The 26,701-nt window shown below is 64.0% G+C and carries 25 protein-coding genes and 1 tRNA gene; 21 read left to right on the top strand and 5 right to left on the bottom strand.

Annotated features, from left to right (window positions below; translation table 11 throughout):
* The first annotated feature begins 308 nt into the window (after positions 1 to 308).
* From dnaG to ribD, 8 genes are all read left to right on the top strand, one after another.
* A complete protein-coding gene (gene dnaG, locus BMI86_RS13935; RefSeq protein ID WP_078541937.1) occupies positions 309 to 2,288 on the top strand; it encodes a DNA primase in 1,980 nt (659 codons plus the stop codon).
* A gap of 182 nt (positions 2,289 to 2,470) precedes the next feature.
* Positions 2,471 to 4,486 carry an RNA polymerase sigma factor RpoD gene (gene rpoD / locus BMI86_RS13930; RefSeq protein ID WP_078541936.1) on the top strand — a complete coding sequence of 672 codons (2,016 nt, stop codon included), beginning with the start codon at positions 2,471 to 2,473 and terminating at the stop codon, positions 4,484 to 4,486.
* Positions 4,487 to 4,548: 62 nt separating this feature from the next.
* Positions 4,549 to 4,917 carry a hypothetical protein gene (locus tag BMI86_RS13925; protein ID WP_078541935.1) on the top strand — a complete coding sequence of 123 codons (369 nt, stop codon included), beginning with the start codon at positions 4,549 to 4,551 and terminating at the stop codon, positions 4,915 to 4,917.
* A gap of 191 nt (positions 4,918 to 5,108) precedes the next feature.
* Positions 5,109 to 5,828, top strand: coding sequence for a hypothetical protein (locus BMI86_RS13920; protein WP_078541934.1), 720 nt, complete (start codon positions 5,109 to 5,111; stop codon positions 5,826 to 5,828).
* A gap of 94 nt (positions 5,829 to 5,922) precedes the next feature.
* Positions 5,923 to 6,246, top strand: a complete 324-nt coding sequence (locus BMI86_RS13915) for a hypothetical protein (protein ID WP_078541933.1) — start codon at positions 5,923 to 5,925, stop codon at positions 6,244 to 6,246.
* Positions 6,246 to 6,662, top strand: a complete 417-nt coding sequence (locus BMI86_RS13910) for a secondary thiamine-phosphate synthase enzyme YjbQ (RefSeq protein WP_078541932.1) — start codon at positions 6,246 to 6,248, stop codon at positions 6,660 to 6,662. The genes BMI86_RS13915 and BMI86_RS13910 overlap by 1 nt, the downstream gene beginning before the upstream one ends.
* Positions 6,663 to 6,804: 142 nt before the next feature.
* Entirely contained in the window at positions 6,805 to 7,275 is a 471-nt protein-coding gene (gene nrdR, locus BMI86_RS13905; RefSeq protein ID WP_075774214.1) for a transcriptional regulator NrdR, read from the top strand.
* A complete protein-coding gene (ribD, locus tag BMI86_RS13900; RefSeq protein ID WP_078541931.1) occupies positions 7,272 to 8,375 on the top strand; it encodes a bifunctional diaminohydroxyphosphoribosylaminopyrimidine deaminase/5-amino-6-(5-phosphoribosylamino)uracil reductase RibD in 1,104 nt (367 codons plus the stop codon). Before nrdR ends, ribD begins: the two co-directional genes overlap by 4 nt.
* On the opposite strand, the gene BMI86_RS13895 is transcribed toward ribD, so the two are convergent.
* From BMI86_RS13895 to BMI86_RS13885, 3 genes are all read right to left on the bottom strand, one after another.
* Positions 8,345 to 10,360, bottom strand: coding sequence for a capsular polysaccharide biosynthesis protein (locus BMI86_RS13895; RefSeq protein WP_078541930.1), 2,016 nt, complete (start codon positions 10,358 to 10,360; stop codon positions 8,345 to 8,347). The two genes, ribD and BMI86_RS13895, sit on opposite strands and share 31 nt — an antisense overlap.
* On the bottom strand, positions 10,360 to 11,484 hold the full coding sequence (locus BMI86_RS13890) for a polysaccharide biosynthesis/export family protein (protein WP_078541929.1): 1,125 nt from the start codon (positions 11,482 to 11,484) through the stop codon (positions 10,360 to 10,362). The genes BMI86_RS13895 and BMI86_RS13890 overlap by 1 nt, the downstream gene beginning before the upstream one ends.
* 85 nt (positions 11,485 to 11,569) lie before the next feature.
* A complete protein-coding gene (locus BMI86_RS13885) occupies positions 11,570 to 12,856 on the bottom strand; it encodes a capsular biosynthesis protein (RefSeq protein ID WP_078541928.1) in 1,287 nt (428 codons plus the stop codon).
* Between the two features lie 208 nt (positions 12,857 to 13,064).
* Here BMI86_RS13885 and BMI86_RS13880 point away from each other — a divergent pair, with 208 nt between their 5' ends.
* From BMI86_RS13880 to BMI86_RS13855, 6 genes are all read left to right on the top strand, one after another.
* Positions 13,065 to 13,688, top strand: a complete 624-nt coding sequence (locus BMI86_RS13880; protein ID WP_078541927.1) for a riboflavin synthase — start codon at positions 13,065 to 13,067, stop codon at positions 13,686 to 13,688.
* Positions 13,685 to 14,842 carry a 3,4-dihydroxy-2-butanone-4-phosphate synthase gene (gene ribB / locus BMI86_RS13875; RefSeq protein ID WP_078541926.1) on the top strand — a complete coding sequence of 386 codons (1,158 nt, stop codon included), beginning with the start codon at positions 13,685 to 13,687 and terminating at the stop codon, positions 14,840 to 14,842. Before BMI86_RS13880 ends, ribB begins: the two co-directional genes overlap by 4 nt.
* A gap of 3 nt (positions 14,843 to 14,845) precedes the next feature.
* Positions 14,846 to 15,391, top strand: coding sequence for a 6,7-dimethyl-8-ribityllumazine synthase (locus BMI86_RS13870; RefSeq protein WP_078541925.1), 546 nt, complete (start codon positions 14,846 to 14,848; stop codon positions 15,389 to 15,391).
* Positions 15,388 to 15,906, top strand: coding sequence for a transcription antitermination factor NusB (nusB, locus tag BMI86_RS13865; RefSeq protein WP_078520341.1), 519 nt, complete (start codon positions 15,388 to 15,390; stop codon positions 15,904 to 15,906). Before BMI86_RS13870 ends, nusB begins: the two co-directional genes overlap by 4 nt.
* A 122-nt stretch (positions 15,907 to 16,028) precedes the next feature.
* Positions 16,029 to 16,373: a hypothetical protein gene (locus tag BMI86_RS13860; protein WP_078541924.1), complete on the top strand. Its 345-nt coding sequence runs from the start codon at positions 16,029 to 16,031 to the stop codon at positions 16,371 to 16,373.
* A 374-nt stretch (positions 16,374 to 16,747) separates the two neighbouring features.
* Complete coding sequence (locus BMI86_RS13855) at positions 16,748 to 17,206, top strand: MmcB family DNA repair protein (RefSeq protein ID WP_078520588.1); 459 nt, start codon at positions 16,748 to 16,750, stop codon at positions 17,204 to 17,206.
* 3 nt (positions 17,207 to 17,209) lie between these two features.
* Here the strand turns inward: BMI86_RS13855 and BMI86_RS13850 are convergent, their stop codons facing one another.
* Entirely contained in the window at positions 17,210 to 17,419 is a 210-nt protein-coding gene (locus tag BMI86_RS13850; protein WP_078520339.1) for a DUF6324 family protein, read from the bottom strand.
* 130 nt (positions 17,420 to 17,549) lie between these two features.
* On the opposite strand from BMI86_RS13850, the gene BMI86_RS13845 reads away from it, so the two are divergent.
* The 4 genes from BMI86_RS13845 to BMI86_RS13830 all read left to right on the top strand — a co-directional run bounded on the left by BMI86_RS13845 (position 17,550) and on the right by BMI86_RS13830 (position 22,237).
* Positions 17,550 to 17,626 (top strand) — tRNA-His (locus BMI86_RS13845).
* A 100-nt stretch (positions 17,627 to 17,726) separates the two neighbouring features.
* Complete coding sequence (locus tag BMI86_RS13840; RefSeq protein ID WP_078541923.1) at positions 17,727 to 18,290, top strand: PAS domain-containing protein; 564 nt, start codon at positions 17,727 to 17,729, stop codon at positions 18,288 to 18,290.
* 166 nt (positions 18,291 to 18,456) lie between these two features.
* Positions 18,457 to 21,873 (top strand): CheR family methyltransferase, encoded by a 3,417-nt coding sequence (locus tag BMI86_RS13835; protein ID WP_246831716.1) that lies wholly within the window; start codon positions 18,457 to 18,459, stop codon positions 21,871 to 21,873.
* Complete coding sequence (locus tag BMI86_RS13830; protein ID WP_078542098.1) at positions 21,857 to 22,237, top strand: response regulator; 381 nt, start codon at positions 21,857 to 21,859, stop codon at positions 22,235 to 22,237. Before BMI86_RS13835 ends, BMI86_RS13830 begins: the two co-directional genes overlap by 17 nt.
* Here BMI86_RS13830 and BMI86_RS13825 read toward each other — a convergent pair.
* The gene (locus tag BMI86_RS13825) at positions 22,221 to 23,117 is read right to left on the bottom strand and encodes a LysR substrate-binding domain-containing protein (protein ID WP_078541921.1); all 897 of its coding nucleotides are present in this window, start codon (positions 23,115 to 23,117) and stop codon (positions 22,221 to 22,223) included. The genes BMI86_RS13830 and BMI86_RS13825 overlap by 17 nt on opposite strands.
* A 115-nt stretch (positions 23,118 to 23,232) precedes the next feature.
* On the opposite strand from BMI86_RS13825, the gene BMI86_RS13820 reads away from it, so the two are divergent.
* The 3 genes from BMI86_RS13820 (at position 23,233) to BMI86_RS13810 (ending at position 26,699) form a co-directional block, all read left to right on the top strand.
* The gene (locus tag BMI86_RS13820; RefSeq protein WP_078541920.1) at positions 23,233 to 24,297 is read left to right on the top strand and encodes a putative sulfate exporter family transporter; all 1,065 of its coding nucleotides are present in this window, start codon (positions 23,233 to 23,235) and stop codon (positions 24,295 to 24,297) included.
* Between the two features lie 150 nt (positions 24,298 to 24,447).
* On the top strand, positions 24,448 to 24,927 hold the full coding sequence (locus tag BMI86_RS13815) for a MarR family transcriptional regulator (RefSeq protein WP_078541919.1): 480 nt from the start codon (positions 24,448 to 24,450) through the stop codon (positions 24,925 to 24,927).
* Positions 24,924 to 26,699, top strand: a complete 1,776-nt coding sequence (locus tag BMI86_RS13810) for a hypothetical protein (RefSeq protein WP_078541918.1) — start codon at positions 24,924 to 24,926, stop codon at positions 26,697 to 26,699. Before BMI86_RS13815 ends, BMI86_RS13810 begins: the two co-directional genes overlap by 4 nt.
* Positions 26,700 to 26,701 lie beyond the last annotated feature (2 nt).

Raw genomic sequence — 26,701 nt, 5'->3', positions numbered from 1 at the left:
TGAAACTGCATAATTCCTGAGGCGAAATTAAGGCAAAACCTTGTCTAACTTCATGGAATTGTTGTGCTTTAAATGTGGAATGCCGCGGTGTGTGTGAGATAGTTTCCCAATCGACCACCAATCTGAGGGGCTTCTGACGCTGGGTGCCGTCTTAGAGACTGAGTCGTTTAAACTAGGTTAACTCGCCGCAAGAGGCGGATTTCTCACCTTCGGCTGACGCGAAGTTCTCGGCGCGCGCGAGGCCGAAAGCTGTGGGTAGCTCCGCGGGTCCTCTCGACTCTGCCGCGCATGGAGACAATATAGAGAGCATGAGCCTGCCACCCGGATTTCTCGACGAATTGCGCAGCCGTTCCTCGATCGCTCAGGTCGTGGGGCGCAAGGTCATTTGGGACATGCGCAAGTCGAACCAGGCCAAGGGCGACATGTGGGCGCCGTGCCCCTTCCATCAGGAAAAATCGGCCTCGTTCCATGTCGATGACCGCAAGGGCTATTACTACTGCTTCGGCTGTCACGCGAAGGGCGACGCGCTGAGCTTCGTGCGCGAGACCGAGAATGTGAGCTTCATGGAGGCGGTGGAAATCCTCGCCCGTGAGGCCGGGATGCAGATGCCTGCGCGCGATCCGATGGCGCAGGAGAAGGCCGATCTGCGCACCGAGCTGGCCAACGTGATGGAAGAGGCGGTGAAGTATTTCCGCCTCCATCTGAATACGCAGGCCGGGAGCGCCGCGCGCGACTATCTGGCCGGGCGCAGCCTGAACAAACCCGCCATCGACCGCTTCGAGATCGGCTTTGCCCCGCCCGGCTGGCAGGGCCTGCGCGATGCGCTCAAGGCGAAGGGGATTTCCGACGAGCTGATCAAGGGCGCCGGGCTTGCGAAGGACAGCCAGAAGGGGCGCGAACCCTTCGACGTCTTCCGCAACCGTATCATCTTCCCGATCCGCGATCCGCGCGGGCGCTGCATCGCCTTTGGCGGCCGGGCAATGGATCCGAACGATCCGGCGAAATACCTGAACTCGCCCGAGACCGCGCTCTTCGACAAGGGACGCTCGCTTTATAACCACGGTCCCGCGCGCGAAGCCTGCGGCAAGGGCGCGCCGCTTGTGGTCTGCGAAGGCTATATGGATGTGATCGCTATGGTCGAGGGCGGCTTCGGCGGGGCGGTCGCACCGCTCGGGACCGCGATCACCGAAGATCAGCTACGCCTGATGTGGCGCATCCATGACGAGCCGATCATCGCGCTCGATGGCGACACGGCGGGCCTGCGTGCGGCGCTGCGGGTGATCGATCTCGCGCTGCCGCTCTTGGAGGCGGGGAAGGGCGTGCGTTTCGCGATCATGCCGCCGGGGCTCGACCCGGATGACGTGATCCGCAAGCAGGGCCGCGAGGCGATGGAGACGATCCTCGCCGAGGCAAAGCCGATGGTCTCGCTGCTGTGGCAACGCGAGACCGAGGGGAGAGTCTTCGACAGTCCCGAGCGCCGGGCGGCCCTGGACAAGAGCCTGCGCGCCGCGATTGCGCGCATTCAGGATCCGTCGATTCGTGGCCATTACGGGGACGAGATCAAACGCCTGCGCTGGGAGCTGTTCGGCACCGGTCCGCAGGCTGGCCCACAGGGCGGCGCGCAAGGATCCCGCGGGGGCTTCACGCCGGGCGGTTTTGGCCCCGGCGGCAAGCGCGGCAAGGGCCGCTTCGGTGCGCCGCCGCCGGCCTTGCCCGAGACGCGCTCCTCGCTTCTGGCGACCGCGCCGAGCGACGTGGCCGAGCATTTGCGCGAGGCGATGATCCTCGGCATCTGCGTCACCCACCCGGCGCTGATCGCGGAATTCGAAGCGGAACTGGAGGCCGTGCCGCTGCGCGACGCGACGCATGATCAGCTGCGGCACCGGATGCTCGCCCATGTCGCCGCGCCCGCCCCGGAAATCGCGAAAAACCTTTACGCGGAAATGGCGGCCGACCTTGAAAAACTGTTGAACCTGCCCCATTTGCGCTCTGCCCCTCCGGTTCGCAACGCTGAGAACCTCGATTTGGCGCGGATGTGCCTGACCGAGGAACTGGCCAAGCTGGACGCCGCTCGCGCCGTGCGCGAAGAGGTCGCCGATGCGATGGAGGATCTGGCGGGGCTTGCCGACGAAGGCGTGACATGGCGTCTGGCGCAAGCAGCATCGCTTCGCCATCGCGCAGAGAGATCGAAACTGGAGGACTCCTCCGATATGGGCGAAGATCAAGCGGCGCTGTCCGCGACGCTTCAGGCCATGATCGACGGGGAAATCTGGCGTAAGAAACATTGAGCCGGATGGCTGCGGGCCAACGGATTACGGAAAAGCGAATTGTTGCGGACACATTCAGAATCAACTTTCTGTCCACAGCCCTCGCGCCCCTGTGATTCGCCGCCGCGATTCGATACACAGACGAGATATGATTCGCTTTCGTCATAGCTTGAGCCCAACCAAGCCCTGACCGAGGAGCCCACATGGCCGCCAAAGACATCGACGACAATAAATCCGACACCCCGAGCGACGACGCGACGTCCTTCGATATGAGTCAGGCCGCCGTGAAGCGGATGATCGCCGAGGCGAAGGAACGCGGGTTCATTACCTATGACCAGCTCAACAAGGTGATGCCGCAAGATCAGGTCTCCGGGGACCAGATCGAAGATGTCATGTCGATGCTCTCCGAAATGGGCATCAACGTCATCGAAGCCGAAGAGGCCGATGAGGAAGAAAGCAGCAGCCAGGGCGGCGAAGTCGCGACGACGGCTTCGGGGTCGCGCGAAGTCGCGGTCTCGACCACCAGCTCGGAAACGCTCGATCGTACCGATGACCCGGTGCGGATGTATCTGCGTGAGATGGGCTCGGTCGAGCTGCTGTCGCGCGAGGGCGAAATCGCGATCGCCAAGCGCATCGAGGCTGGCCGCAACACGATGATCGCGGGGCTCTGCGAGAGCCCGCTGACCTTCCAGGCGATCACGATCTGGCGCGACGAACTTCTCAACGAAGAAATTCTTCTGCGCGACGTGATCGACCTCGAGACCACCTTCGGCAACTCGCTCGAAGGGGTCGAAGGCGAAGAAGAAGAGATCGCACCGCCCACCGTCGGAGCCGAGACGACGACAGAGGGCAGCAAGAAATCCGAAGATAGCGGCAATTCGGAGCCCGAGCTCGACGCGGACGGCAACCCGATTCAATCCGACGATGACGACGAGGACGAAGGCGCGAACCTTTCGCTCGCCGCGATGGAAGCCGCGCTGAAGCCGCGTGTTCTCGAGACGCTCGAACTGATCGCGCGCGACTATGCTCAGCTTGCCGAAATGCAGGACCTGCGGATGTCGGCGACGCTGAACGAGGATGGCTCCTTCTCTGTCACCGAGGAAGCCGCCTATCAGAAGCTGCGCTCCGAGATCGTCGAGCTGGTGAACTCGCTTCACCTGCACAACAACCGGATCGAAGCGCTGATCGACCAGCTCTACGGCATCAACCGCAAGATCATGTCGATCGACAGCGGCATGGTGAAGCTCGCCGATCAGGCGCGCATCAACCGTCGTGAGTTCATCGAAGAGTATCGCGGCTACGAACTGGACCCCAGCTGGTCCGAGCGGATGCAGGCGAAGTCGGGCCGCGCTTGGCAGTCCCTGTTCGAGCGTTCCGCCGACAAGGTGGAAGAGCTGCGCGGGGAGATGGCTCAGGTCGGACAGTATGTCGGCGTCGATATTTCCGAATTCCGCCGCATCGTCCAGCAGGTCCAGAAGGGCGAAAAGGAAGCCCGTCAGGCCAAGAAAGAGATGGTCGAGGCGAACCTGCGTCTCGTGATCTCGATCGCGAAGAAATACACCAACCGCGGCCTGCAATTCCTCGATCTCATTCAGGAAGGCAATATAGGCCTCATGAAGGCCGTGGATAAGTTCGAGTATCGCCGCGGCTACAAGTTCTCGACCTATGCGACGTGGTGGATCCGTCAGGCGATCACCCGCTCGATCGCGGATCAGGCGCGCACCATCCGTATCCCGGTCCACATGATCGAGACGATCAACAAGCTGGTCCGCACCGGTCGCCAGATGCTCCACGAGATCGGCCGCGAGCCGACGCCGGAAGAACTGGCCGACAAGCTGCAGATGCCGCTCGAGAAGGTCCGCAAGGTGATGAAGATCGCCAAGGAGCCGATCTCGCTCGAGACGCCGATCGGCGACGAGGAAGACAGCCAGCTTGGCGATTTCATCGAGGACAAGAACGCCGTTCTGCCGCTCGACTCCGCCATTCAGGAGAACCTGAAGGAGACGACGACGCGGGTTCTGGCCTCGCTCACCCCGCGCGAGGAGCGGGTTCTACGGATGCGCTTCGGTATCGGCATGAACACCGACCACACGCTCGAAGAGGTGGGGCAGCAGTTCTCGGTCACCCGCGAACGTATCCGTCAGATCGAGGCGAAGGCGCTGCGCAAGCTCAAGCACCCGAGCCGGTCGCGCAAGATGCGTTCGTTCCTCGACCAGTAATAGCATTCGATCAGGACGCCCCCGGTTTCGGGGGCGTTTTCATGTCATCCGGGGAGGGGAGCATGAAAGTCTTCACTACGTTTGTGGCTGTAGCCCTTCTGGTCGCTGGGTCCGCCAGCGCCGCCGAGCGCGCGCAATTCTACATTCCCGACAAGCCCGCCAAGCTGGTCTATCTCTTCACCTGCGAAGGGGAGAGCCAGGACGAGATCGCCGAGAATTGGGAGAAGGCCAAGGCCGTCTTCGCCAGCGATCATCAGGAAGAGGCTGCGCGTCTGGAGGCGAAAACCACGGCGCAGCGCGAGAGTGGCCACGCCCCGAGCCAAGAGGCGATCGACGCGCATAACGTCGAATTCAACGCGCATAAAGCCGCGGTCGAAGCCGATCTTGCTCCGCTGGGCTGCAAGATGAACGGTCTCGTTCACGTGCCGTGACGGAGGGCGGTCCGCTTGCATTGCTGCGTCAAGGCGGCGGCCCCTAAAACAGCATATTTCGCACATTTCTTGAGCATTTCGGGAGTTGGAACGGCTTTTTCGTCGCTCAAGTTGCTGGAAAGTTTGCAATTCCCCTGATCGTGTTACTGTCACCCTACGGACAGTTGGGGTGTTCGGTGGGGGAGAGTTAAATGCGGCTGCGCAATTACGCGCCAGCCCTACTGAAGCCATTTAATGATGAGTTGACGCGAAAGTTTCTGTTCGCTTTGCTTTTAGTGGATTCAGTGCTGCTGGCTGTTTTTATCGCTTATCAGGTCTTTGGCCTCAATCAGGGCGACGGGCTGATCGCCCGGCAGTTCTGGCGGTTCGATATCGGCCTCGACATCAGCTTTTCCGAGAGTTTCGGGTTCTTCAAATGGACGTCGATCATGGTGTTCATGATCGCGTCGTTTCTGAAGAAGCCCAATGCGGTCAGCGTAGTCATATTCGCTGTCTTCGCCATTCTGCTTGCCGATGACAGCAAGCAGTTGCATGAGCATGCGGGCCGGTTTTTGAGAGAAGGGGCGTTTGCGCAAATCGTCTCCGATCCCCATGCCGCGCAGGCGATCGGAGAGCTCGTCTATCTTGCGGGGCAGGGTGTCATCGTGGTCGCACTTCTGTGGCTCGCTTATCGCTTCGGGGCGCCGGAGCAGCGCCTCTATGTGCTTCGCTTTTCTGCTTCGATCTTCGGTCTCATCGTCTGTGGAGTGGGGTTTGACGCAATCCATAGCGTGTTCGAGGGCGCTCCGCTCTCATGGCTTCTCGGCTTGATCGAAGATGGCGGTGAGATCACCTTCGCCTCCATCGCCTGCGGCTACGGTTTCAGTTACCTGCTCGCGCAGTTCCAGAGTGACGAGGTTTCCCACGCGTAGTGGCGGCCTAATTCGTGTGGCGCGCTTGGGCAAAAGGCGTTGCCTGTCGTCTTGCGGCGGTCCAAATTGAGGCGACCCAATAACCGGAGATACCATGTTTAAATTTGCGCCTGTCTTGCTCGCCCCTCTCGTTCTCGCTGCCTGTCAGGTCGGCACGATGCAATCGGGCACGCCGCGCATGGATCAGGCGGGCACCTGTTTCCTCTACGTACAGGAAGAGGCAGGCGGCACCTATTCGGTGATCTCCGGGGTAGGTGACGGCACGCCGCAACCCAAGGCCATGGTCAAGCGCGGGCTAAGCGGCGCGCAGACCGATGCGGTGTGGGCGAAAGAGCGCAAGATCATGGACATCAACCCCGAATGCCTCGCGATCGTCGCGACGGATCGGTCCGAGGCGCGTCCCGCGCCGAAAAGCTGATGCATCGCCGGTTCGAGATCGCAACATCGGGCCCGGGTCTATACGAGTTCACGCGTGACGTGGCGGCTTGGGTCGCGGGCGCCGATGCGGAGGAGGCGTTGCTCACGCTTTTCATCCGTCACACCTCGGCCAGTCTCGCGATCCAGGAAAATGCCGACCCGGAAGTGCGCACCGATCTGAAGGAATTCTTCCATCGGCTCGTGCCGCCCACGACCGATCCCAGCATGTCCTACCTGACCCATACCTATGAGGGGCCGGACGATATGCCGGCCCATATCAAATCGGCGCTTCTGCCGGTCAGCTTGCAGATTCCTGTCATTTCGGGGCGTATGGCGCTCGGAACGTGGCAAGGAATTTACCTTTTCGAACATCGCAGTCGAGCGCATCGCCGCGAGGTCATGGCGCTCCTGCGCTGAGTCTCATTCGCCACAGGCAACCGCCACATCTGGGGTCGAAAGATTTTTCCTACCCAAACCATCGACGCTAGGCTAAGGTCTTGTGGATAAGAGGGGCATGCAGACCCTATCGTGAGGCGGGACAACGAACGGGGGAAAGCGAATGCGCTGCCCATTTTGCGGAAATGTCGATACTCAGGTGAAAGATAGCCGTCCGGCGGAAGATCACGTCGCGATCCGGCGACGTCGGTTCTGCCCGGCCTGCGGCGGTCGTTTCACCACTTACGAACGCGTCCAGCTGCGCGACCTCGTGGTGATCAAGACCTCCGGCAAGCGTGAGGATTTCGATCGCGACAAGCTCGAACGCTCGATCCGGATCGCGATGCAGAAACGCCCGGTCGAACCCGAGCGGATCGACCAGATGATCTCCGGCATCGTTCGGCGTCTGGAAAGCATGGGCGAGACCGACATCTCCTCGAAGGTGATCGGCGAGATCGTGATGGAGACGCTCGCACGGATCGACACGGTCGGCTACGTCCGGTTCGCCAGCGTTTACAAGAACTTCCAGGAAGCGGACGACTTCGACAAGTTCGTCTCCGAATTGCGTCCGCCGGGGGCGGGCGACCCCGAGTGACCCAGAACGACCGGCGGTTCATGTCGATGGCCCTGACGCTTGCGCGCCGGGGCCTTGGCAATGTCTGGCCGAACCCGGCCGTCGGCTGCGTGATCGTGAAAGAGGGTCGCGTCGTCGGACGCGGCTGGACCCAGCCGGGCGGACGGCCCCATGCGGAGGTGCGTGCGCTCGCACAGGCGGGGGAGGCGGCGCGTGGCGCCACGGCCTATGTCACGCTGGAACCCTGCGCCCATTACGGCAAGACGCCGCCCTGCGCGATGGCGCTGAGCGAGGCCGGGGTGGCGCGGGTCGTCTCGGCGATGGAAGACCCCGATCCGCGGGTCTCGGGCGGCGGTCATGCGATGCTGCGCGAGGCCGGGATCGAGGTGGAGACCGGGCTGATGGAGGCGGAGGCGCGCGATCTGCAGGCGGGGTTCCTCAGCCGCGTGACCCGCGCGCGGCCGTGGCTTGCGCTGAAGCTTGCGAGCAGTTTTGACGGGCGCATTGCGACCTCGACCGGCGAGAGCCAATGGATCACCGGGCCGCAGTCGCGCGCGCTGGTCCATGCGATGCGCGCTGAATTCGACGCGGTCATGGTGGGCGGCGGGACCGCGCGGGCCGACGATCCGCTGCTGACCGTGCGCAGCTTCAAGCCGCTGCGCCAACCTCTGCGGATCGTGGCATCGGCGATGCTGGATTTGCCGCGCAAGCGGCTTGCCGGGTCGCTGGACGTCGCGCCGCTCTGGCTGATCCATGGGGCTGATGCTCCCGATGAAGCGAAAGATTACTGGCGCGAAGTGGGCGCGGAGCTGATCGAGGTGGCCGAGACAGTTGGCGGCGGTCTCGATCCGCTGGCGCTGATGGAGGCTCTGGCCGGGTTCGGCCTGACCCGCGTGTTCTGCGAGGGCGGCGGTAAGTTCGCGGCCTCTCTGATCAATGCCGGGCTGGTGGACGAGCTGATCGGCTTCACGGCGGGCATGGTGCTGGGCGCGGATGGTCGCGCCGGGGTCGGCGATGTGGGGCTTAGTGCGCTGGCCTCTGCGCCGCGCTACACGCTGGTCGAAAGCCGCCCCATCGGCGACGACCTGCTTCACCGCTGGCGGCGCCAGAGCCACGCGTAGGACGCGAACACGCCTTGCAGCTTCGCGCCGATCCGGTTGAGCGGGCCCCGGGGTAGGGTGCGGCCCTCGCTCAGGCGATCCAGCGCGACCTCGACCGGGCAGGGCAACCCGCTGACCGGGTCGAGATAGCGCGGATAGGCGATCAGCGCGGCATGGGTGAGCTGCAGCAGATCGGGGCGCGCCGCTCTGCGCGCCGGAACAGGCCCGAGATCGCGTGTGAGCCCCCAGCCGGCATAGAAGGGCGCCCCGAGGGTGGTGACAGCCTTGCCGCGCAAGAGAGCCTCGAAGCCGAGGCCGGAAGTCATCGTCCAGACCTCGTCCACCGCGTCGATCAGCGCAGCGGTGTTGGTCTCGGGCAGGATCAGATCGGCATATGTCTTCGCCACTTCATCGGGTACGACGCCGGGACGCAGACCAGCGACGACATCGGGGTGAGGTTTGAAAAGGATAACTGAATCGGGGTTCTCGGCCCGGGTTCTCTCCAGAAGCATCGCATTTGTGCAAGTCTCCCCCGCGCCGAGGCGGATTGAGGCATCGTCTTCGACCTGGCCGGGCACGAGGATCTTATGGCCTTGGGGCAGGTCGGGAAGCGCGCCGCCGAGATTGTATTTCGTCAGGCCCTCAGTCGTGATCCGTTGGATGAGCTTGCGCACCCGCACCTCGCCGCCCGGCGGCAGAGGCCGCGCGATCAACGCCTCCAGATCACTGGGATGGGTCGGGTCGTAGAAGATGCCAGTGCGATCCGCGATCAACGAGAGCGGCGGGACGAGTTCGGCGCCGAGGCCGCGTGAGCGCAGAAACCCGTCTTCGACGCGGATAGGGTCGCGGTCGTCGTCTGGGGCCTCGCGCGTGGCCCAGTAAAGAAAGGGCCGCGTCGGGTCGGGTGTCTCGCTGAACCGCAGCGACTCGTGCCGCCCGAAGAATTTCCGCAGATGCGGGCGTTTCCACAGCGACATGCCGCCCGCGACATAGCCCTGCCGATCCTCGCGATAGGCGCGGGTTTCGGCCTCGAGCTGATCCACCGCCTCCTCGAAGCTGCACAGGCGCTTGCGGCAGGGATCGAACCAGATCGGCGCGAGGATATGCGACACCGCGAAAATCTGCGCGCGGGTCAGGCTGCGCGATCTGCGGCGTACGGGGTTTTCGTCCTGCGTGAGCCCCCAGCCCCCATAGAACGGTTGGCCGAAAACGCGCGGCTTGTGGCCTGCGAGGATCGCCTCGTAGCCCATGAGCGACGACACGGTGTAGACCGCGATCGCGCCTTCGAGCAGCTTCCATGGCGAGACCGGCGCGTCGTAAATCTCGGAATTCGCGTCGCAGTCTTCCGGCCCGTAATGGCCGCCCCGCAACCCGGCGCGGGTTTCGGGATGGGTCTTGATCAGGATGCGCGCACCGGGGTTTTCGATCCGCGCATAGGCCAGCATTTCGCGGAACGTGGCCGCCGTCGCCCCGCCATGGGTGATCGAGCCATCGTCCCGCGTCTGGTCGATCACCAGAACATAGCCTGGATCGGGGACGGGCAGGTCCGGGTCGAAATCGTTGTATTTCGAAAGCTCCGAGGCTTTCAGCCGGGCAATCCCGTCGCGGGCCCGCTGCAAGACGGCGCTATCGTCGAGCGGCTCGGTCGCAAGGAGATGTTCGAGCCGCGAGGGCTGGGCGCTGTCGAAATGGACGCCCATCGGGTCGAGGATCAGGCCCAAAGGTGGCGCGCCGGTTCGACCCGAGTGGATCGAACGCAGAAACGCGTCCTCCACCCGGATCAGCGGTACGCCGCGCTTGGCGGCCACCGCCTCACCACGCGCCGCATAGGGCGAGCGGCCCCAGACCATCACGCCATCGTCGGGGCCGGGCAGGCCGAAGCGCGGCGCATGGTCCGCTGCCCGCAAAATCTCCCGCAGGCGCTTCTGGCGCAGCACCCCGCCATTGTAGAAAAAAAGCCGCCGGGGGATCGCCCCGGCGGCCTTGTGGTCATTGTCGCGGGGCATCAGTTCCCGGCGAGCGTATTGAGCGTGTTCACCGTGCCCAGCGGCTGGGTTAGCGCCGAGAGCGTCTTCTGCCACTGCACGAAGGGCGCCTCGGTGACGTAGACCGTGTCGCCGTCGCGGATTGCGAAATCGCGCGCCATGAACATGCCGTTGGGCTGGGTCAGGTCGAGCACGTAGATCATGCGCTGATCGCCGACCAGGTCGGTGCGGCCAAGCACCTTCATCGCGATATCGGCTGGCTCGTTGCGCAGCACGAAGACGCCGGTCGGATCGGCGAGGTTCGACTGCAAGCCGCCCACCGTCGCGATGGCCTCCAGCGCCGAAAGCGTCTGGGTCTCGAAGGGCACGCGGGCCTGCTTGCCGGTCGCGCCGAGCGAGGTGAAGGCGCGCTGGTCCTTCTCGACGAGGATCACGTCGCCATTGCGCAGCGCGATGTCCATCTTGGGGTTCTCGTAGAGATCCTTGAGCCAGATCGAGCCCGACATGCCGCCGCGCGTCACGGTGATCTTGGCGACCTCGGGGGGGATCGATACGCCGCCCGCCTTGGCGATCATCGCCGAAAGCGTCCGGGTGGGCCGCTCGATCGGGTAGACGCCTTGACCGTTGATCGCGCCCATGACCGAAACCGTCGCGCCATCGCCGGCCACGCGGGTCACGAGAACCTGCGGGTCCGGCGTTTGCGCGTCGAGCTTGGTGGTGATGATGCGGCGCAGCCCGTCGGGCGTGTTGCCCGCGGCTTTGATGCGGCCCGCATAGGGAACGAAGATGAAGCCCGCGCCATCGACCTGCACCTCTTGCAGCTGGGTCGCGTTGGCGCCCTTGCTGGCGAGCAGCCCGTCATCGACGTTCTCCCAGATCGTCAGCGAAAGCGTATCGCCCGGACGGATCGTGTCGGAGCCGATCTGACCGGCATTGATGAAACTGGAGGTAAAGCCGAGCGCCGGTTGCACGGCAGTTGCGCGGGTGACGAAGTCGTTCACCTTGACGACGAACGCATCGCCCTGGCGCATCACGGAGCCTGCGAAGAGCTCGCGCTTGTTGGGGCCGGAGCGCGGAAGACCACAAGATGCGGTCAAAAGCGTGGCGGAAAGGCCCGTCAAAACGGCCCTACGGGAAGGGGTCATGGTCACTGCTCGAGCTCCTCGTTCGGGATGCTGCTTATCGTTTTGCGACCAAGCTACCGAAGCCTCGGGAAAAAAACGAGAAAAATTATCGCACCACCTGCAACTGTTGCCGTGGGGCCGCGTTGCCTGCGACCAGCGCATCATAGGGATCTTCGGCGGCCAGCATCATGTCGACCACCTGTCGCAGCAGGGCGCGGCGGCCTTTCGCAGAGTAGAAGCCGCCCGGAACCTGGCTCGTTTCCAGCAGGTAGTGACGGTAGTCGCGATAGGCGCGGCTGTCGGGCCGGGCCGGGCTTGCGAAGAAGGCCTCGAGCGGTTGCGCGGAGGTGAATTCCGGCTTGTCGAAGATCGCACGGCCCAGCGATTTCAGCGGCAGCCCGCGCCAGAGCGCCTGCTGCGCAGCGGTCGAATTGACCGTGACGGCGGAGCGCGCCTGCGCCAGAAGCCCGGCCAGCTTGCCGCCGCGCACGAAATGCACGCGCGACGCCAGCCCATGTGCGCGGGCCGCTTTGCGGATCGTCTCGCGGATGGGCGCGCGCCCATCTTCGAGCGGATGGGCCTTGAAGACGAGGTGATGATGAGGCGGGGCGCCTTTCGCGAAATTCTCCATCACCAGATCGATGAACTCGGTCTGGCTCGCGAAGGGCGAATGCATCCGGAAGCTGGAATCGTGTTCGAGCTGCAGCAGCACGAGATGATAGGGGAAGCCGCCATGCCGGATGCGCCGCGTCGCGCGTTTACGCTCCAGCATATGCAGCGGCATCAGCAGCAGGCGGCGCAGCCAGAGGCGGAATTCCTGAAACACCGTGATGTCGCGATGCGGCCGGAAGCGGCGATAGGGGCCGGGGCGGAGCATCACGAAAAAATGGTAGAGCGCGCCGTAGAAAACGTGGTGGCGCATATCGCCCCAGCGGGGCGGCGCGTCGGGAAACTCGATCTCGGATTGGGCGAGCGCGGTGCGCATCTGCGCCACCGACATCTCCATCAGCCGGGAATGCCCGTTCGAGCCGCCGCGCTCGTAGGTCACCCAATAGGGGCGGACGTACCCCTCTTCGAAGACATGCACGTTGAGGCCCATCGCCTTCGCGATCTCGACAGCCTGCGCATGGATCGGGCGGGTGTCGCCATAGAGCACGAGATCGGTGATGGCTTTCTCGGCGATCAGGGCGCGCAGGTGATCGGCCCAATCCTCCGGCGGGGCGTCGAAGCGCAGGTAGGAGGCGCGGTCGAACCAGAAGACCTCATCCCCGCGGTTGAAGCCCACGCGCCAGACCGTCGCCCCCGCCTGCCTGAGCATCGCGCCGAGCTGATGAAAGAAGGGGCCGTGGGGCCCCTGCAGCATCAGGAAGTGGCGATTTTCGAAACGGTTCATCCAGTCGTGGGTCCTTGGCCTGCCTCCGTGATTGCGCAGGATGCGCGCGAAGTCACGGAGTTTGTGGGGTAATCCCTTAAATATTGGACAATTTTAGGGCAGGCGCTGTGCGGCGCCGCGCAGAGTGTGACGGGACGGCGAGGCGCTCGTCTCTTGCGAAGGCGCGCCCTGCGGGCTAGCTAAGGTCCGAAATCTGAGGGGATATGCCATGTTCACCGGGATCGTGACCGATATCGGAGAAATTCTGGAGCTGGAGCAGCGCGGCGATCTGCGCGCGCGGATCGGCACAAGCTATGACGTGGGCAGCATCGAGTTGGGCGCGTCGATTGCCTGCGACGGCTGCTGCCTGACCGTGATCGCAACCGGCACCGAGCCGAAAAAATGGTTCGATGTCGAGATTTCAGCCGAGAGCCAGACCAAGACCAATATCGGCGGCCGCGGCAATGACGCGAGCGGCGGCTGGCAGGTGGGTCAGAAGATCAATCTCGAACGCGCGCTGAAAGTGGGTGACGAGCTGGGCGGTCACATCGTGTCGGGCCATGTCGATGGCGTGGCCGAGATCGTCGCGATGGTGGATGAGGGCGACAGCACGCGCTTCACCTTCCGCGCACCGGAGAGCCTCGCGAAATACATCGCGCCGAAAGGCTCTGTCGCGCTGAACGGCACCTCGCTGACCGTGAACGAGGTCGATGGCGCGACGTTCGGCGTCAACATCATCCCGCATACCAAGCAGGTCACCAACTGGGGCCATGCCAAGGCGGGCGACCGGATCAATCTCGAGATCGACACGCTCGCGCGCTATGTCGCGCGGCTGCAGGAGTGGAACACATGACCACCGACGGCAAGCCCCTGACCCCGGTCGACAAATCCGGCACCCATGACGTGCCCGGCGAGGTCGAGGAAAGCCTGCGCCACGTGATCGCGCCCGCTGAGGACATTATCGCTGAGGCGAAGGCCGGGCGCATGGTGATCCTCGTCGATCACGAGGATCGCGAGAACGAGGGCGATCTGTATATTCCCGCCGAGAAATGCACCCCCGAGGCGGTGAACTTCATGGCGACCTACGGGCGCGGGCTGATCTGCCTGCCGCTCACCTCCGATCGCGTCGACCAACTGGGCCTCGCGCCGATGGTGCGCGCCAATTCGATGCGCCACGAGACGGCCTTCACCGTCTCGATCGAGGCGCGCGAGAACATCACCACCGGCATTTCCGCCCATGACCGGGCGCAGACGATCAAGGTGGCGATCGACCCGAGCAAGGGGCCGCAGGATATCGCGTCGCCCGGCCACATCTTCCCGCTGCGTGCGCGCGACGGTGGGGTGCTGGTGCGCGCGGGCCATACCGAAGCCGCCGTGGACGTGGCGCGTCTGGCCGGGCTCAAGCCCGCCGGCGTGATCTGTGAAATCATGGGCGATGACGGTCACATGCTGCGCCTGCCGGGGCTGATCGAGTTCGGCAAAAAATACGGGCTGAAGATCGGTACGATCTCGGATCTGATCGCCTATCGCCGCCGCCACGACAATCTCGTGCGCGAGGGCCTGCGCCAGATGGTCACCTCCAGCCATGGCGGTGAGTGGGAGATGCGCGTCTTCACCGACATGGCCGAGGGTGTCGATCACATCGTTCTGGTGAAGGGCGACATCTCAACGCCCGAGCCGGTTCTGGTGCGTACCCATTCGCTCAACATTCTCGACGACGTTTTGGGCATCGGCCCCGGTCCCGCCGACGAGGTGCGTCGCGCGATGGAGATCGTGGCTGCGGAAGGTCGTGGCCTCGTCTGCCTGTTCCGCGACCCGTCGAACCGCCTGCTGCGCGAAGAGGATCAGGGGCCGCGCACGATCAAGCAGATCGGTCTGGGCTCGCAGATCCTGTCCTCGATGGGGCTGCATGACATGATCCTTCTCACCGACAATCCGCAGACGAAATATGTGGGCCTCGACGCTTATGGCCTGCGCATCGTCGGCACACGCCCCATTACGGAGTAAGACATGGCCGGAATCTCGCATTACACGCTCGACCTGCCGAAATTCGACAGCGCGCCGCGGCTGCTGATCGTGGTCGCGCCGTATTACAAGGATATCGCGGACAACCTGATTGCGGGCGCGAAAGCCACGGCTAAAGAGGCGGGGGCCCATGTCGACGTGATCGAGGTGCCCGGCGCTTTGGAAATCCCGACCGCGATCGCGATGGCGGCGCGCATGGCCGATTACGACGGGTTCGTGGCGCTTGGCTGCGTGATCCGCGGCGAGACCACCCATTACGACACCGTCTGCAACGACAGCTCGCGCGGGCTGACGCTGATGGGGCTCGAAGGGATTTGCATCGGCAACGGCATCCTGACGGTCGAAAACTACGAGCAGGCCGCCGTGCGCGCCGACCCTGCCGATCAAAACAAAGGTGGCGGTGCGGCTGCTGCGGCCTTGCATCTCATCTCATTGTCGCGCAAATGGGCGCGCCGGACGAAGGGTATCGGGTTCAAGCCCGCCGAATCCTTCCGTATCGCCGGCGACACTGACGGATCGAACAACGCATGACCGACGACGCCTCCTCCGACGCGCCCCAAGACGCCCCGAAACCGCGCAAGCTCACCCAAGAGGAGAAGCGCCAGATGAAATCCGCCTCGCGTCTCTACGCGGTTCAGGCGCTGTTTCAGATGGAAGCGGCCGGGCAGGGCGCGGACAAGGTGCGCCGCGAGTTCGAGAATTTCCGCTTTGGCGCCGTGGATGAGGACGGCACCGAAATGGCCGAGGGCAATCTCGACCTGTTCCGCCGTTTGATCGACGATGCGGTGACCTGGCAGGCGAAGATTGACCAGGCGACCGACCGCGCGCTGGTGGCGAAATGGCCGATCGACCGGATCGACCCGGTGCTGCGCGCATTGTTCCGCGCCGCCGGGGCCGAGCTGATCACCCCCGCGACGCCGCCGCGCGTCGTCATCACCGAGTTCGTCGACGTGGCGCGGGCCTTCTTCCCTGAAGGCAAAGAGCCGAAATTCGTCAACGCGGTGCTCGATCACATGGCGCGCGCGCTGCAGCCCGACGCGTTCTGAGCGCGCTCACTCGCGACACCATGCCACGGGCAAACACCCGCTTATCTCGCATTTGCCGCCCGTTTCCCTGTTTGAAACTTGGGAATATGCACTAGATTGTGAGGTAAGCAGGAGGATTTTTCATGCCCGAACTGGTCCGGCTCTACATCAAGAACGTCGTCATCGGCTTCTTCATCGCGCTTGCCTTCGTTGGCCTTCTTCTCGGCTTTAATGTCGGCAATCTGCGCCACCTGATTTTCACGTCGGATATCGGCTATATCGCGATGGCGCTGCTGGTCGTGTTCAACACCATCGTTTTCTCCGGTGTGCAATTCGCGATCGCGGTGATGCGCATGGCTGAGGATGACGACAGCTCCGGCGGCGGTAAGCGCGACGGCATTCCCACCGATATGGCAGCCGAGCATCTGGCGATACCGGTTCCGGTCGATACGCCGAAATCGCGCCAGCAGATGCAGTTGCGCCGCTGACCGCATCCGCTTCCCAAGACGACAAAAGCCCCGACCGATCCGGCGGGGCTTTTTGCTGTCTTGCGATGGGTAGTGTGACGGAAACCGCAGCAGACGTGTAGACGAGAGTTCCCGGAGACCTGAAAAGTCAGGTGGGCGCCAGATACCGAGGCCAGGACCCCGGCAGAGCCAGCTCCCTCAGGAATGGTATAGGCCACTGGAAAAGGGTCTTTCACAGAAAGAGCAGTAACCGTCAGCCCCCCAGATAGGGGTGAAATCGGGTTCCGACAAGGGGGAGAATGAACAGCGCCACTCGAGCGCCCCAGGTGCGGAGGAGAAGGGCGCGTGTGTCGGGTGACTAGACTTTTGTTCACACTTCGTTCATGTTGTCCCGCATGACGCAGATTCCGCTTTCCGAACTTCAGCCGGGCCAGGTGCTTGCGCGTGGCACGGCCCGCGCGCTGTCCGAGCTGGGGCTCGACAGCTTGCCGGAAATGGTGCTGCGCCCAAGGCTTCGCGCCGATCTGATGGCGATCGACCGGAAGGGCGAAATCTGGATTGTGGAGTGCAAGTCGAGCCGCGCCGATTTCACCTCGGATCGGAAATGGGACGGATATCTGGACTGGTGCGACCGCTATTTCTGGGCGGTTGACCAGGATTTCCCCACGGATCTACTGCCCGAGGGAACGGGGCTGTTCATCGCGGATGGCTACGGCGCCGAGATGATCCGCGAGGCACCGCTGTCCAAGCTTGCGCCGGCGCGACGCAAGGCGCTGACGCTCGATTTCGCGCGCGCGTCGGCACGGCGGTTGCAGCGGCTGTGCGATCCGGGCGCGATTCCGCCCGGATTTTGAGGCTCAGCGCTTCTTGCCCTTGCCGCCCTTGCTCATTTCGCGCGCGGCTTCGGCGGCTGCTTGCAGTTCTTCGGCGATTTCCATCGCCTCGTCGGGATCGAAATCGAGCGGCAGCTCGACGCCTTCGCCCTCGACATAGATCCGCACCATCCCGAGCGAGGTCGGGCCGATTTGCAGATTCGCGGAGATGTCGCTTTCCTTGTCGATGCTCATCGAAAACTCCTGAGAGGTTGGATGGAAAATGCACCTAACCCCCGCGACGTGCGCAGGCAAGACTTGGTGCGAATTTCTCGTCATCGGACACTTGCATTCCGCGCGCGAGGGGTCTAAATCCCGCGCCAGTGCCGCCTTAGCTCAGTTGGTTAGAGCGCTGGATTGTGGATCCAGAGGTCCCCCGTTCAAGCCGGGGAGGCGGTACCATCCCCCCCCTTCAGATACGTTATCGGTGGTATTTCGCCTCGCGCGCTGGACTTTTCCGCGCAATGATCAATCTTGTTTTCTCAAACGCAGCGGAGGCTTCATGCCTGTTTACACAGATTACGATTTGCCAGATGCGCTGGTCAGCTATTGCGACAAGTCGAATGTCGCGCTGACCATTGCCGCGGCTGATCTCGAGGATGTGCCGCTTGTCTACGTGAATCAGGCGTTTCTCAATCTGACCGGGTATTCCGCTGAAGAGGTGCTGGGGCAGAACTGCCGCTTCCTGCAGGCAGGGGCCGCAACCGAGGAAGAACGCTCAGCGATGCGGGAGTTCATCGACGACGAAGACATCTCCGCGGGCCGTTTTCGCGTCACCAACAGCCGCGCGAATGGCGAAACCTTCCAGAATTTCGTCTTCATGACGCGTCTGCGCGAACCCAATGGAGAGACACGCTTGTTTCTCGGGTCGCAGTTCGACCTGACCTCCGCGGCGGAACGTCAGAACGTGAAGGTTGATATCGCTGCGCATGACGAGAGTCTGCTGCGCAATGCCGACGATCTCGCCGCGATGTCGCGCGGATTCGGTCTCGCGATGATCGGCTCTGCCAAGGTTCTGTCGGAGAGCCTCTCCACAATGGCCACGATTATCTACCGCGAGGGCTAAGAATGGCTGCGGCCACGGTTATGTGTTCAGTACTATGTCAAATGTTATTGCAGGGCCCTGAGGCTAGTGACACCGATCTCCGGATGAACTGCAAAGAGAACTATAGAGAAGGGCGCGCAGGGCGCGCCCTTTTGGACGCGCGCTGCGCGGATCGGCGGGCCGTGCAGTGACGGACGCCCCCGAGGATCTATACGTTGTCGGCATCGGCGCCTCCGCCGGTGGGCTTGAAGCGCTTCGCGACCTTCTGGAGCCCGCGCGGGTGGATGACCCCAGCGCCTATGTCGTGGTTCAGCATCTCGATCCGAACCACGAGTCGCTTCTGGCGGAATTGCTCGGCCGGTCGACCTCGCTCGAAGTGCTTCAGGCCGAAGATGGCGCGAAGCTGGAGGCCGGGCATGTCTACACGATCCCGCCGGGTTACGGGCTGGAGGTCGAAAACGGGCGCCTGAAGCTTTCGGAATTCGCCCAACCCCGCGGTCTTCGCCGTCCGATCGACGATTTCTTCGTGTCGCTGGGGCAGGACCTCGGGCGCCGCGCGGTCTGCGTGATCCTGTCGGGCACCGGCACGGATGGCTCCGTCGGGCTGCGCGCGGTGAAAGAGCATGGCGGCTTCTGCATCGCGCAGGATGCCACCGCACGTTACGATTCCATGCCGAATTCGGCTGTCGCGACCGGGATGGTCGACGTGGTCAGCGCGCCGTCCGACGTGATCGCGCGGATCACCGAATTCCGCAATGTCGACCCGGATCAGGTGAACACGGCGCCGCCGGTTTCCGGAACGCTCGATGAGATTTGCGCGGCGCTGAACCGTCTGACCGGACATGACTTCGCGCAATACAAGCGCTCGACCCTCGAGCGTCGGATCCAGCGCCGGATGCAGGTCGTGGGCATTCTGCACCCGCGCGAATATCTCGAACGGCTCGAGCGCGAAGAGGACGAGCCTCTGGCGCTGCTGGGCGACCTGCTGATCAATGTCACCCGCTTCTTCCGGGACAGCGCGCATTTCGAAGCGCTCAACGAGACGGCGATCAAGCCGATGGTCGAGAAGGCCGATGATGGCGGCGCGCTGCGCATCTGGGTGCCGGGCTGTTCGAGCGGCGAAGAAGCCTACACGCTGGCGATGCTCATCGACCGGGCGATCCATGCGAGCGACAAGGAAATCGATTTCCAGATCTTCGCCACCGATATCGACGAGCGGATGCTCGCGATCGCGCGTGAGGGGCGCTATCCGGTCTCGGTCCTGCTCGACCTGCCCGAAAGGTACCGCGATCTCTACACGATCGGGCGCGAGGGCAATTTCCAGATCACCGCCGCGCTGCGTGACCGGGTGCGCTTCTCGCCGCATTCGCTGATCAAGGATCCGCCGTTCTCGCGGCTCGACCTGGTGTCGTGCCGCAACTTGCTGATCTATTTCGGCGAGAAGTTGCAAGCGCGGGCCCTGCCGATCTTCCATTACGCGCTCAATCCGGGTGGCGTTCTCTTCCTCGGCCCGTCCGAGACGATCGGGCGGCATGAGGAACTTTTCGATCCCATAGACGGCGCGATGCGCATCTTCCGCAGCATAGGGCCCCGGTCTCCTTATCCGACCGAACTGCCCATGCGCTCCGACCCTCATGCGCGACTTGCGCCACTCCGACCCAAGACGACTGACAGAAGAACCAAAGACTGGAACACGACCTTGGCCAGTAATCGTATCCTCGATCTTTATGCGCCCGCGACGCTGAATGTCGATCGCGACGGGGCGATCCTCGCCGCGACAGGGCGCTTGGGCAAGTATCTTGAGATCGACCCGTCCGAGACCGGGCAGGGCTATGCGCAATCGCTCGCGCGCGCGGGCCTGCGCGAGGCGCTCTCTGCGGTGATCCGCGAGTCGGCGGAGCTTGGCACGCGCAAGATCGTGCGCGACGTCGAAGTGATCTCGGAAACCGGGCGGCAGCGTGTCGATGTGCTGGCCGATCCGCTCTCCGACGATACGCTGCTGATCGTTTTCCGCGACCGTGGCCCGTTCGAAGCGTTGGACGAATATGATTTCGACGAGATCGCGCCGTCGGAAAGCCATGTGCAGGTGCTGGAAGCCGAGTTGCGCGCGACCCGCAACCGCCTGCGCACGACAGTCGAAGAGTTGGAGACCGCCAACGAAGAGCTGAAATCCTCGAACGAGGAAATGATGTCGATGAACGAGGAGTTGCAATCGACAAACGAAGAGCTCGCGACGGTCAATGACGAACTCAAGACCAAGGTCGAGGAGCTTTCGACCGCGAATGCCGATCTGCGCAACATCTTCGATTCCAAGCTGCATGCGCTGGTGACGGTCGATCGCAAGCTGCGCCTGCGCAACTTCACCGATGGCGCGAGCGAGATGATCCGCCTGCGCGGCAGCGATCGCGGACGTCCGCTCGACGACATTCAGAACCTGCTCGACACGCCCGAGGTGATGATCGAATTGATCAATGTGGTCCTTGAGGGCGAGTTGCCGCGACCGCGCCGGGTCAAGTCCACCGAACTCGGCAAGGTCTGGTCGCTCTCCGCGACGCCGTATCTGAATTCGCGTGGCGAGGTGGAAGGCGCGACGCTCGTCTTCACCGACATCACCGAGGCGTTGCGCCTCGAAACCGAGCTGACGCTGAAGGGCGAGCGGCTGCAACTCGCACTGGAAATCGCGCAGATCGGGGTTTGGTCGATCACTGAGCCCAATGGAGTTGTCGAAGTCGACGAGGCTGTCGCAGCCTTCTTCGAATTCGAAGCGGCCGGCACCTATCCGATCGAGCGGTTCTTCGAACGCATCGCGGAACATGACCGTGCCCGTGTCGAGCAGGCGTTGCGCGAGGCCCGCGAGACTGGTTCCGAATTGGAAGTCGATTATGAACTCGACCTCCCCTCCGGCACGAAGCGCCATCTGCGCGCAACGGGTCGGACGATGGGCGAGGGGAATGAAAACCGCCTGCTGGGGCTCAGCGTCGATATCACCGCCGATGAAGAGGCGGCGCAGATGCGCGAGCTGATGCTGCGCGAGATGAACCACCGGGTGAAGAACCTGTTCTCCATCGTCTCGGGCATGCTGCGCATCGCGGGGCGTTCGGCGGCCAGCCCGCGCGAGTTGGTCGAGGATGTCGGCCAGCGGATCAACGCGCTTGCGCGCTCGCATGATCTGGCCCGCACTCGCACCTCTGGTGCGGCGATCCCACTGCGCGAGGTGATCGAAACGACTCTGGCCCCCTATGACGACCCGTCGAAATTCCTGATCGATGGGCCGGATGTTGATGTGCCGACGCATCACCTGACGGCTCTGGCGCTGATTTTCCACGAATGGAGCACTAATGCCGCTAAATATGGGGTATTGGGGCCGCGAGAGGGTGATCTCGAGATCACATGGTCGATGGAAAACGACGATACCGTGATACTTTCGTGGAACGAGCGGTACCGTGAAGCGTTGCAACTCGACACCAACAAACAGGGCTTCGGCTCGACGTTGGTCGATATTTCCGCAAGCCAGATATCGGCGCGGGTCGACACGCGTCAGACACCGGAAAGCCGTTGCAACAGGATTATCTTCGCGCATGAAATCGATGGCGACGCTGACTGAGAAAGCACCGAGCGAGGTGCTCCTTGTCGAAGATGAAGCCGTCGTCGCGCTTGATCTTCAGTTCATGCTTGAGGATCTCGGGATGGAGGTCTGGGGGCCCTGCGCCACCGTGCGCGCGGGGTTGGACCTGGTCCGAGATCGTTTGCCCGGCGCCGCGATCCTCGACGTGATGCTGGCCGACGGTGAGGTCTACGAACTGGCCGATCATCTTCACAAAGCGGGCGTGCCGCTTCTGTTCCATTCCGGCCACGCCGAGGCCAATCAGCTGCGCGAGCGCTATCCCGGCGCAGCTGTCTGCCCGAAGCCCGCGCTCCCCTCGGAGATCGAGGCGAAGCTCGCGAATTGGTTCATTCCGTCTGAGTGAGATCGTCCAGCTGGGACTGATCGATCCGTGCCAGCAGGTCGCGCGTGGCGTGGCTGACATGGTGGTCGCGGTGCCGCAGCGCATAGAAGGGCCTCGGCGCGAGGTGCAACTCCCAATCCTGCACCGTTCCAAGGCTCAGTGACCGCGCGACGACATGGGCCGAGAGTATGGTGATCCCGGCCCCTGCCTCGACCGCGCTCAGCACCGCCTCGTTCGAGGGCAGGACCAGCGCCGCTGAGAGCGCGTGCGGCGCGACGCCAAGATCGGCAAGGGCCGTTTCTGCGGTAGAGCGCGTGCCAGAGCCCGGCTCGCGCAGCACCCAGCTCGCCTTGCTCAGCGCGCGCGCATCCAGCTTGCCGGGCGGCGGCGCGGCGCTGACCAGCATCAGCCGATCCGCCCCGATCTGGACCCGCTCCAGCTTTGCATCCTCGACATCGCCCTCGACCAGCGCGAGATCGTGCAGGCCTGCGCGCAGACGCTCTGCCGCTTCCTGCGTGTTCCCGATTTCCAGCGTGACCTCGATCCCCGGGCGGGCTTGCCGGAAAGCGGCGAGGTAGGGCGGCAGCCAGTAGCCCGCGATGGTCTGGCTGGCGATCAGGCGGATATGCCCGCGTTCGAGGCCGCGGGTCTCGGCCAGCATCGCCTCCGCCTCGGCAAACCGTGCCAGCACCGCGCGCGCCTCGGGCAGAAAGGCGCGGCCCTCCTCGGTCAGCGAAATCCCCCGCCCGATCCGGTCGAACAGCGCGATCTTATGACGCGCCTCGAGCGCCGCAATGGCGGCTGAGGCCGTCGATTGCGTCATGTTCAGCCGGGCGGCGGCGCGGGTCATGTGCTGCTCTTCCGCGACCGCGACGAAAACGCGGAGTTGTTCGGGGGTCATGCGTGTCTCTGGTTCGAATGATCGATAAAGTCGATCATATCGACAAAAACATTTCGTTTGAAGAATGAATTGGCGCGGGCAATTACAGGACAAGACCAGACGATAGGAGGCCGCCGTGCCGCACCATTCGACCCTTGCCTGCAGCCTCACCCGCCCGCGGCTTGCGCTTCGCGCGTTCGCGCCTGGGCTTGGGTTGAGCATCGGCGTCGCCGCGCTCGCGGCCTTGGGCGGTTTGGCTGAGCACGCGCTGTTCGGTGCGGCATGGCTGGAGCCGCTGGTGTTGGCGATCCTCATCGGTGCGGTAGTGCGCTCCCTCTGGACGCCGCCTGCGCGCTTCGAAGCCGGTATTCGATTTTCCGCCAAGTCGGTGCTGGAGATTGCGATCGTGTTGCTTGGCGCCTCGGTGAGCGCCCAGACGCTTCTGTCGGTGGGGCCGGGCCTTCTGGGCGGCATCGTCGCGGTGGTCGCGCTGATGGTGCCCGCCGCCTACCTGCTGGGGCGGGCCCTGCGCCTACCGGCCCGCATGGCGCTTCTGATCGCCTGCGGCAACGGCATCTGCGGGAACTCCGCCATCGCCGCGGTCGCCCCCGTGATCGATGCCGATAGCGACGATGTGAGCGCCGCCATCGCGTTCACCGCCGTGCTGGGCGTGGCGGTGGTGCTGTTGCTGCCCGTCGTCGGTCATGTCGGAGGTATGAGCGTGAGCGGCTATGGCATCCTGTCGGGGATCACGGTCTACGCGGTGCCGCAGGTTCTGGCGGCCGCAGCGCCGATGGGGGCCGCAGCGATCCAGCTCGGCACGCTGGTGAAGCTGGTGCGCGTCCTGATGCTGGGGCCGATTACGGTGGTTCTGTCGCTTCTCGCGCCGCATCTGCCGACCGACGGGCGCTCTGTCACGCCGGAAGGGCGCGTGCGGCGCGGGCTGATGCCGCCGCTCTTCATTCTCGGGTTCCTCGGGATGATCGTGCTGCGCTCTGCCGGGGCGCTGCCGGAGGCTGCGCTCGTGCCGATGGGGCAGGGGGCGTCCATCCTGACGGTGATCGCGATGGCGGCGCTGGGGCTTGGCGTCGATGCGCGGGCGGTAGCCGCCGCCGGGCCGCGTGTGATCGCGACGGTGACGCTGTCGCTGGTCATGCTGGTGGGCGCTGGTCTCGGTCTTGTGACCTTGCTTTCCGCCTGAGCGCTCGCGCTGAATGCACGGCGCGATCCGGGGGCTTTCGCAATTTCGCACGGCCCCCTGTGCGGGCTGCCTGTGTTGATCCTCGCGACCCAGAGGATATGTGGGATGGGACGAAAACGTTAGCAGGCTAACTTTATTCCCGAGGCCCCCATGTCCGACCGCGCCGCCATTACATCCGCACCCACCGAAGCCGCCCGCCGCGACCGTGCCGAGTTGACGCGCACGATGATGCTGCTGGCGCGGTCGGTGCGCGCGATGTTCGACGCGCAGGCGCGGGACATGGGGCTGACCTTCGCGCGGGCGCAGGCGATCCTTGCGATCTCCCGCGACGAGGGGCTGAACCAGACGCAGCTGGCCGAGATGCTGGCGATTGAGACGCCGACGCTGAACCGGACGCTCGACGGGCTGGAAAAGCTCGATTTCGTGGAGCGCCGCGCCGATCCCGACGACAAACGCGTCCGCCAGATTTTCCTCACCGAACATGCCCGCGCAAATGCCTCCGAGATCGAAACCTTCGTCGAGGCTCTGCGCGCCCGGCTCTACGACGGTATCGACGCCGAGGAGGTCGCCCGCGCCCGCGAGACGATGGAGAGGATGCAGGCCAATCTCGAAAGGATGCGCGGCGAATGAACTCCCAGATTCGCGACATCAACGGCCCGGACGCGAGTCCGACGGCTGCCGAACCGGTATCGCCGCGCGAGCGCGTGCGGCCCGAGGCGGCTCCGGTCAACGACGCCGAGATCGCGCAGAACGAGGCCGCAGAGGCTGAGACCGCCGAGACGGAGACCGCGCCCCAGCCCGCCGCGCCTGCGGAGCCCGACCATTCCGCAGGCAAGCGGATCGTCTATGCCAGCGCCGCCGTCTTCGTGGCCCTGTCGCAGTCGTTGGCGACCGGCTTCGTTTCGGCCAATCTGCCGCAGCTGGCGGGCGATTTGCACGCAACCACGAACCACACTTATTGGGTGATGGCCGCCTTCATGGCGCCGCGCGCCTCGATGCCGCTGATGCTGATCCGCATCCGCGACCAGTTCGGCCTGCGCCGCTTCGCCGAGGTCGGGATCGTCTGCTTCGTGTTGGCGATGGTGCTGAACCTCTGGGTCGACGACCTGCATTCCGCGGTCATCGTGGCCTTCCTGAGCGGCTGCGCCGCGGCCCCGTTGTCGAGCCTCGGCTTTCTTTACATGCTGGAGGCCATTCCCGCGGCTCAGCGCCTCAAGGTCGCGATCCCCGCTGTCCTGACGATGATCATGGTGGGCAGGCCGTTGGCGCGGGTGCTGCTGCCCGAACTCACCGCGAATGCCAGTTGGCACGCGGTGAGCCTGTTCCAGATGGGCATGGCGCTGGTGGCGCTGGCGCTGATCTTCGCGCTGCCGCTGACGCCGCGCCCGCTGCAAAAGGTTCTCAAGCCGCTCGATTTCGTCTCTTTCAGTCTGCTCGCGGTTGGCTTCGGCGCGTTCACAAGCGTCTTCATGTTCGGTGCGCTCGACTATTGGACGCAGACCGAATGGCTAGGCGTGGCGCTCGTCGCTGCGATCGTGATGGTCGCGGGCGCGGTGCTGATCGAAATGCAGCGGGCCAATCCGCTGATCGATTTCCATTGGCTGCTAAGTCCGCCGATCCTGCACCTGGCGGGGACCCTGCTGGTGTTCCGCATCGCGCTGGCCGAACAAAGCGCGGGCGCCGTCGGTTTCCTGCGCACGATGGGGCTGCAGCCCGGGCAGGAGCAACTGCTGTTCGGGATCATCGCGCTGTCGATGCTGGCCGCGACCGGTGTCCTGATGCTGACCAATAGCGGAGCGCGCGCGCCGCTGTTCCACGGGATTGCGCTGGTGCTGATCGCGGCAGGGGCGTGGCTCGACTCGCAATCGACCGCGCTCACCGGGCCCGAGCAGATGTATCTCAGCCAAGCGATGATCGGCTTTGCCGGTATTCTGTTCCTGCCGCCAGCAATGGCGAAAGGGTTAGGAGCCGCCTTCGCGAAGGGGCCGCATTACCTGCTGAGCTTCGTCGTGCTGTTTCTGGCCACGCAATCCATCGGCGGGGTCATCGGCTCCGGGCTGTTCCGGAGCTTGGTGGTCGACCGCACCGCCTATCACATGGCGCAGCTTTCGCCGCAGATCTCGGCCGACAACCCGATGTTGAGCCAGACCCTCGCGCAGAGTGCCGCATCGCTGGGCAGCCAGACTGCGGATGCCGGGGCGCGGGCAGGGGCCGCGCTGTCTTCCGTCGCGTCTACGGTGCAGCAGCAGGCCACCATTCTCGCCTATGACGATGCGTTCCGCGCCGTTTTCTGGTTCGCGCTGGCGGCCTTGGCCGGGCTGATCGCCCATGTCGCCCTGCACCGAAGCTGGCCCCTCCCGCGCCTGCGCCTCACGCCCTCCATCCCTGTTTCCACGAGTTGATC

The sequence above is a fragment of the Thioclava sp. DLFJ5-1 genome, from assembly GCF_002020115.1.
In the GTDB taxonomy this organism is placed as follows: domain Bacteria; phylum Pseudomonadota; class Alphaproteobacteria; order Rhodobacterales; family Rhodobacteraceae; genus Thioclava; species Thioclava sediminum.
Note: the sequence above shows the minus strand (reverse complement) of the source record. Positions and strands in the feature narration are given on the sequence as shown.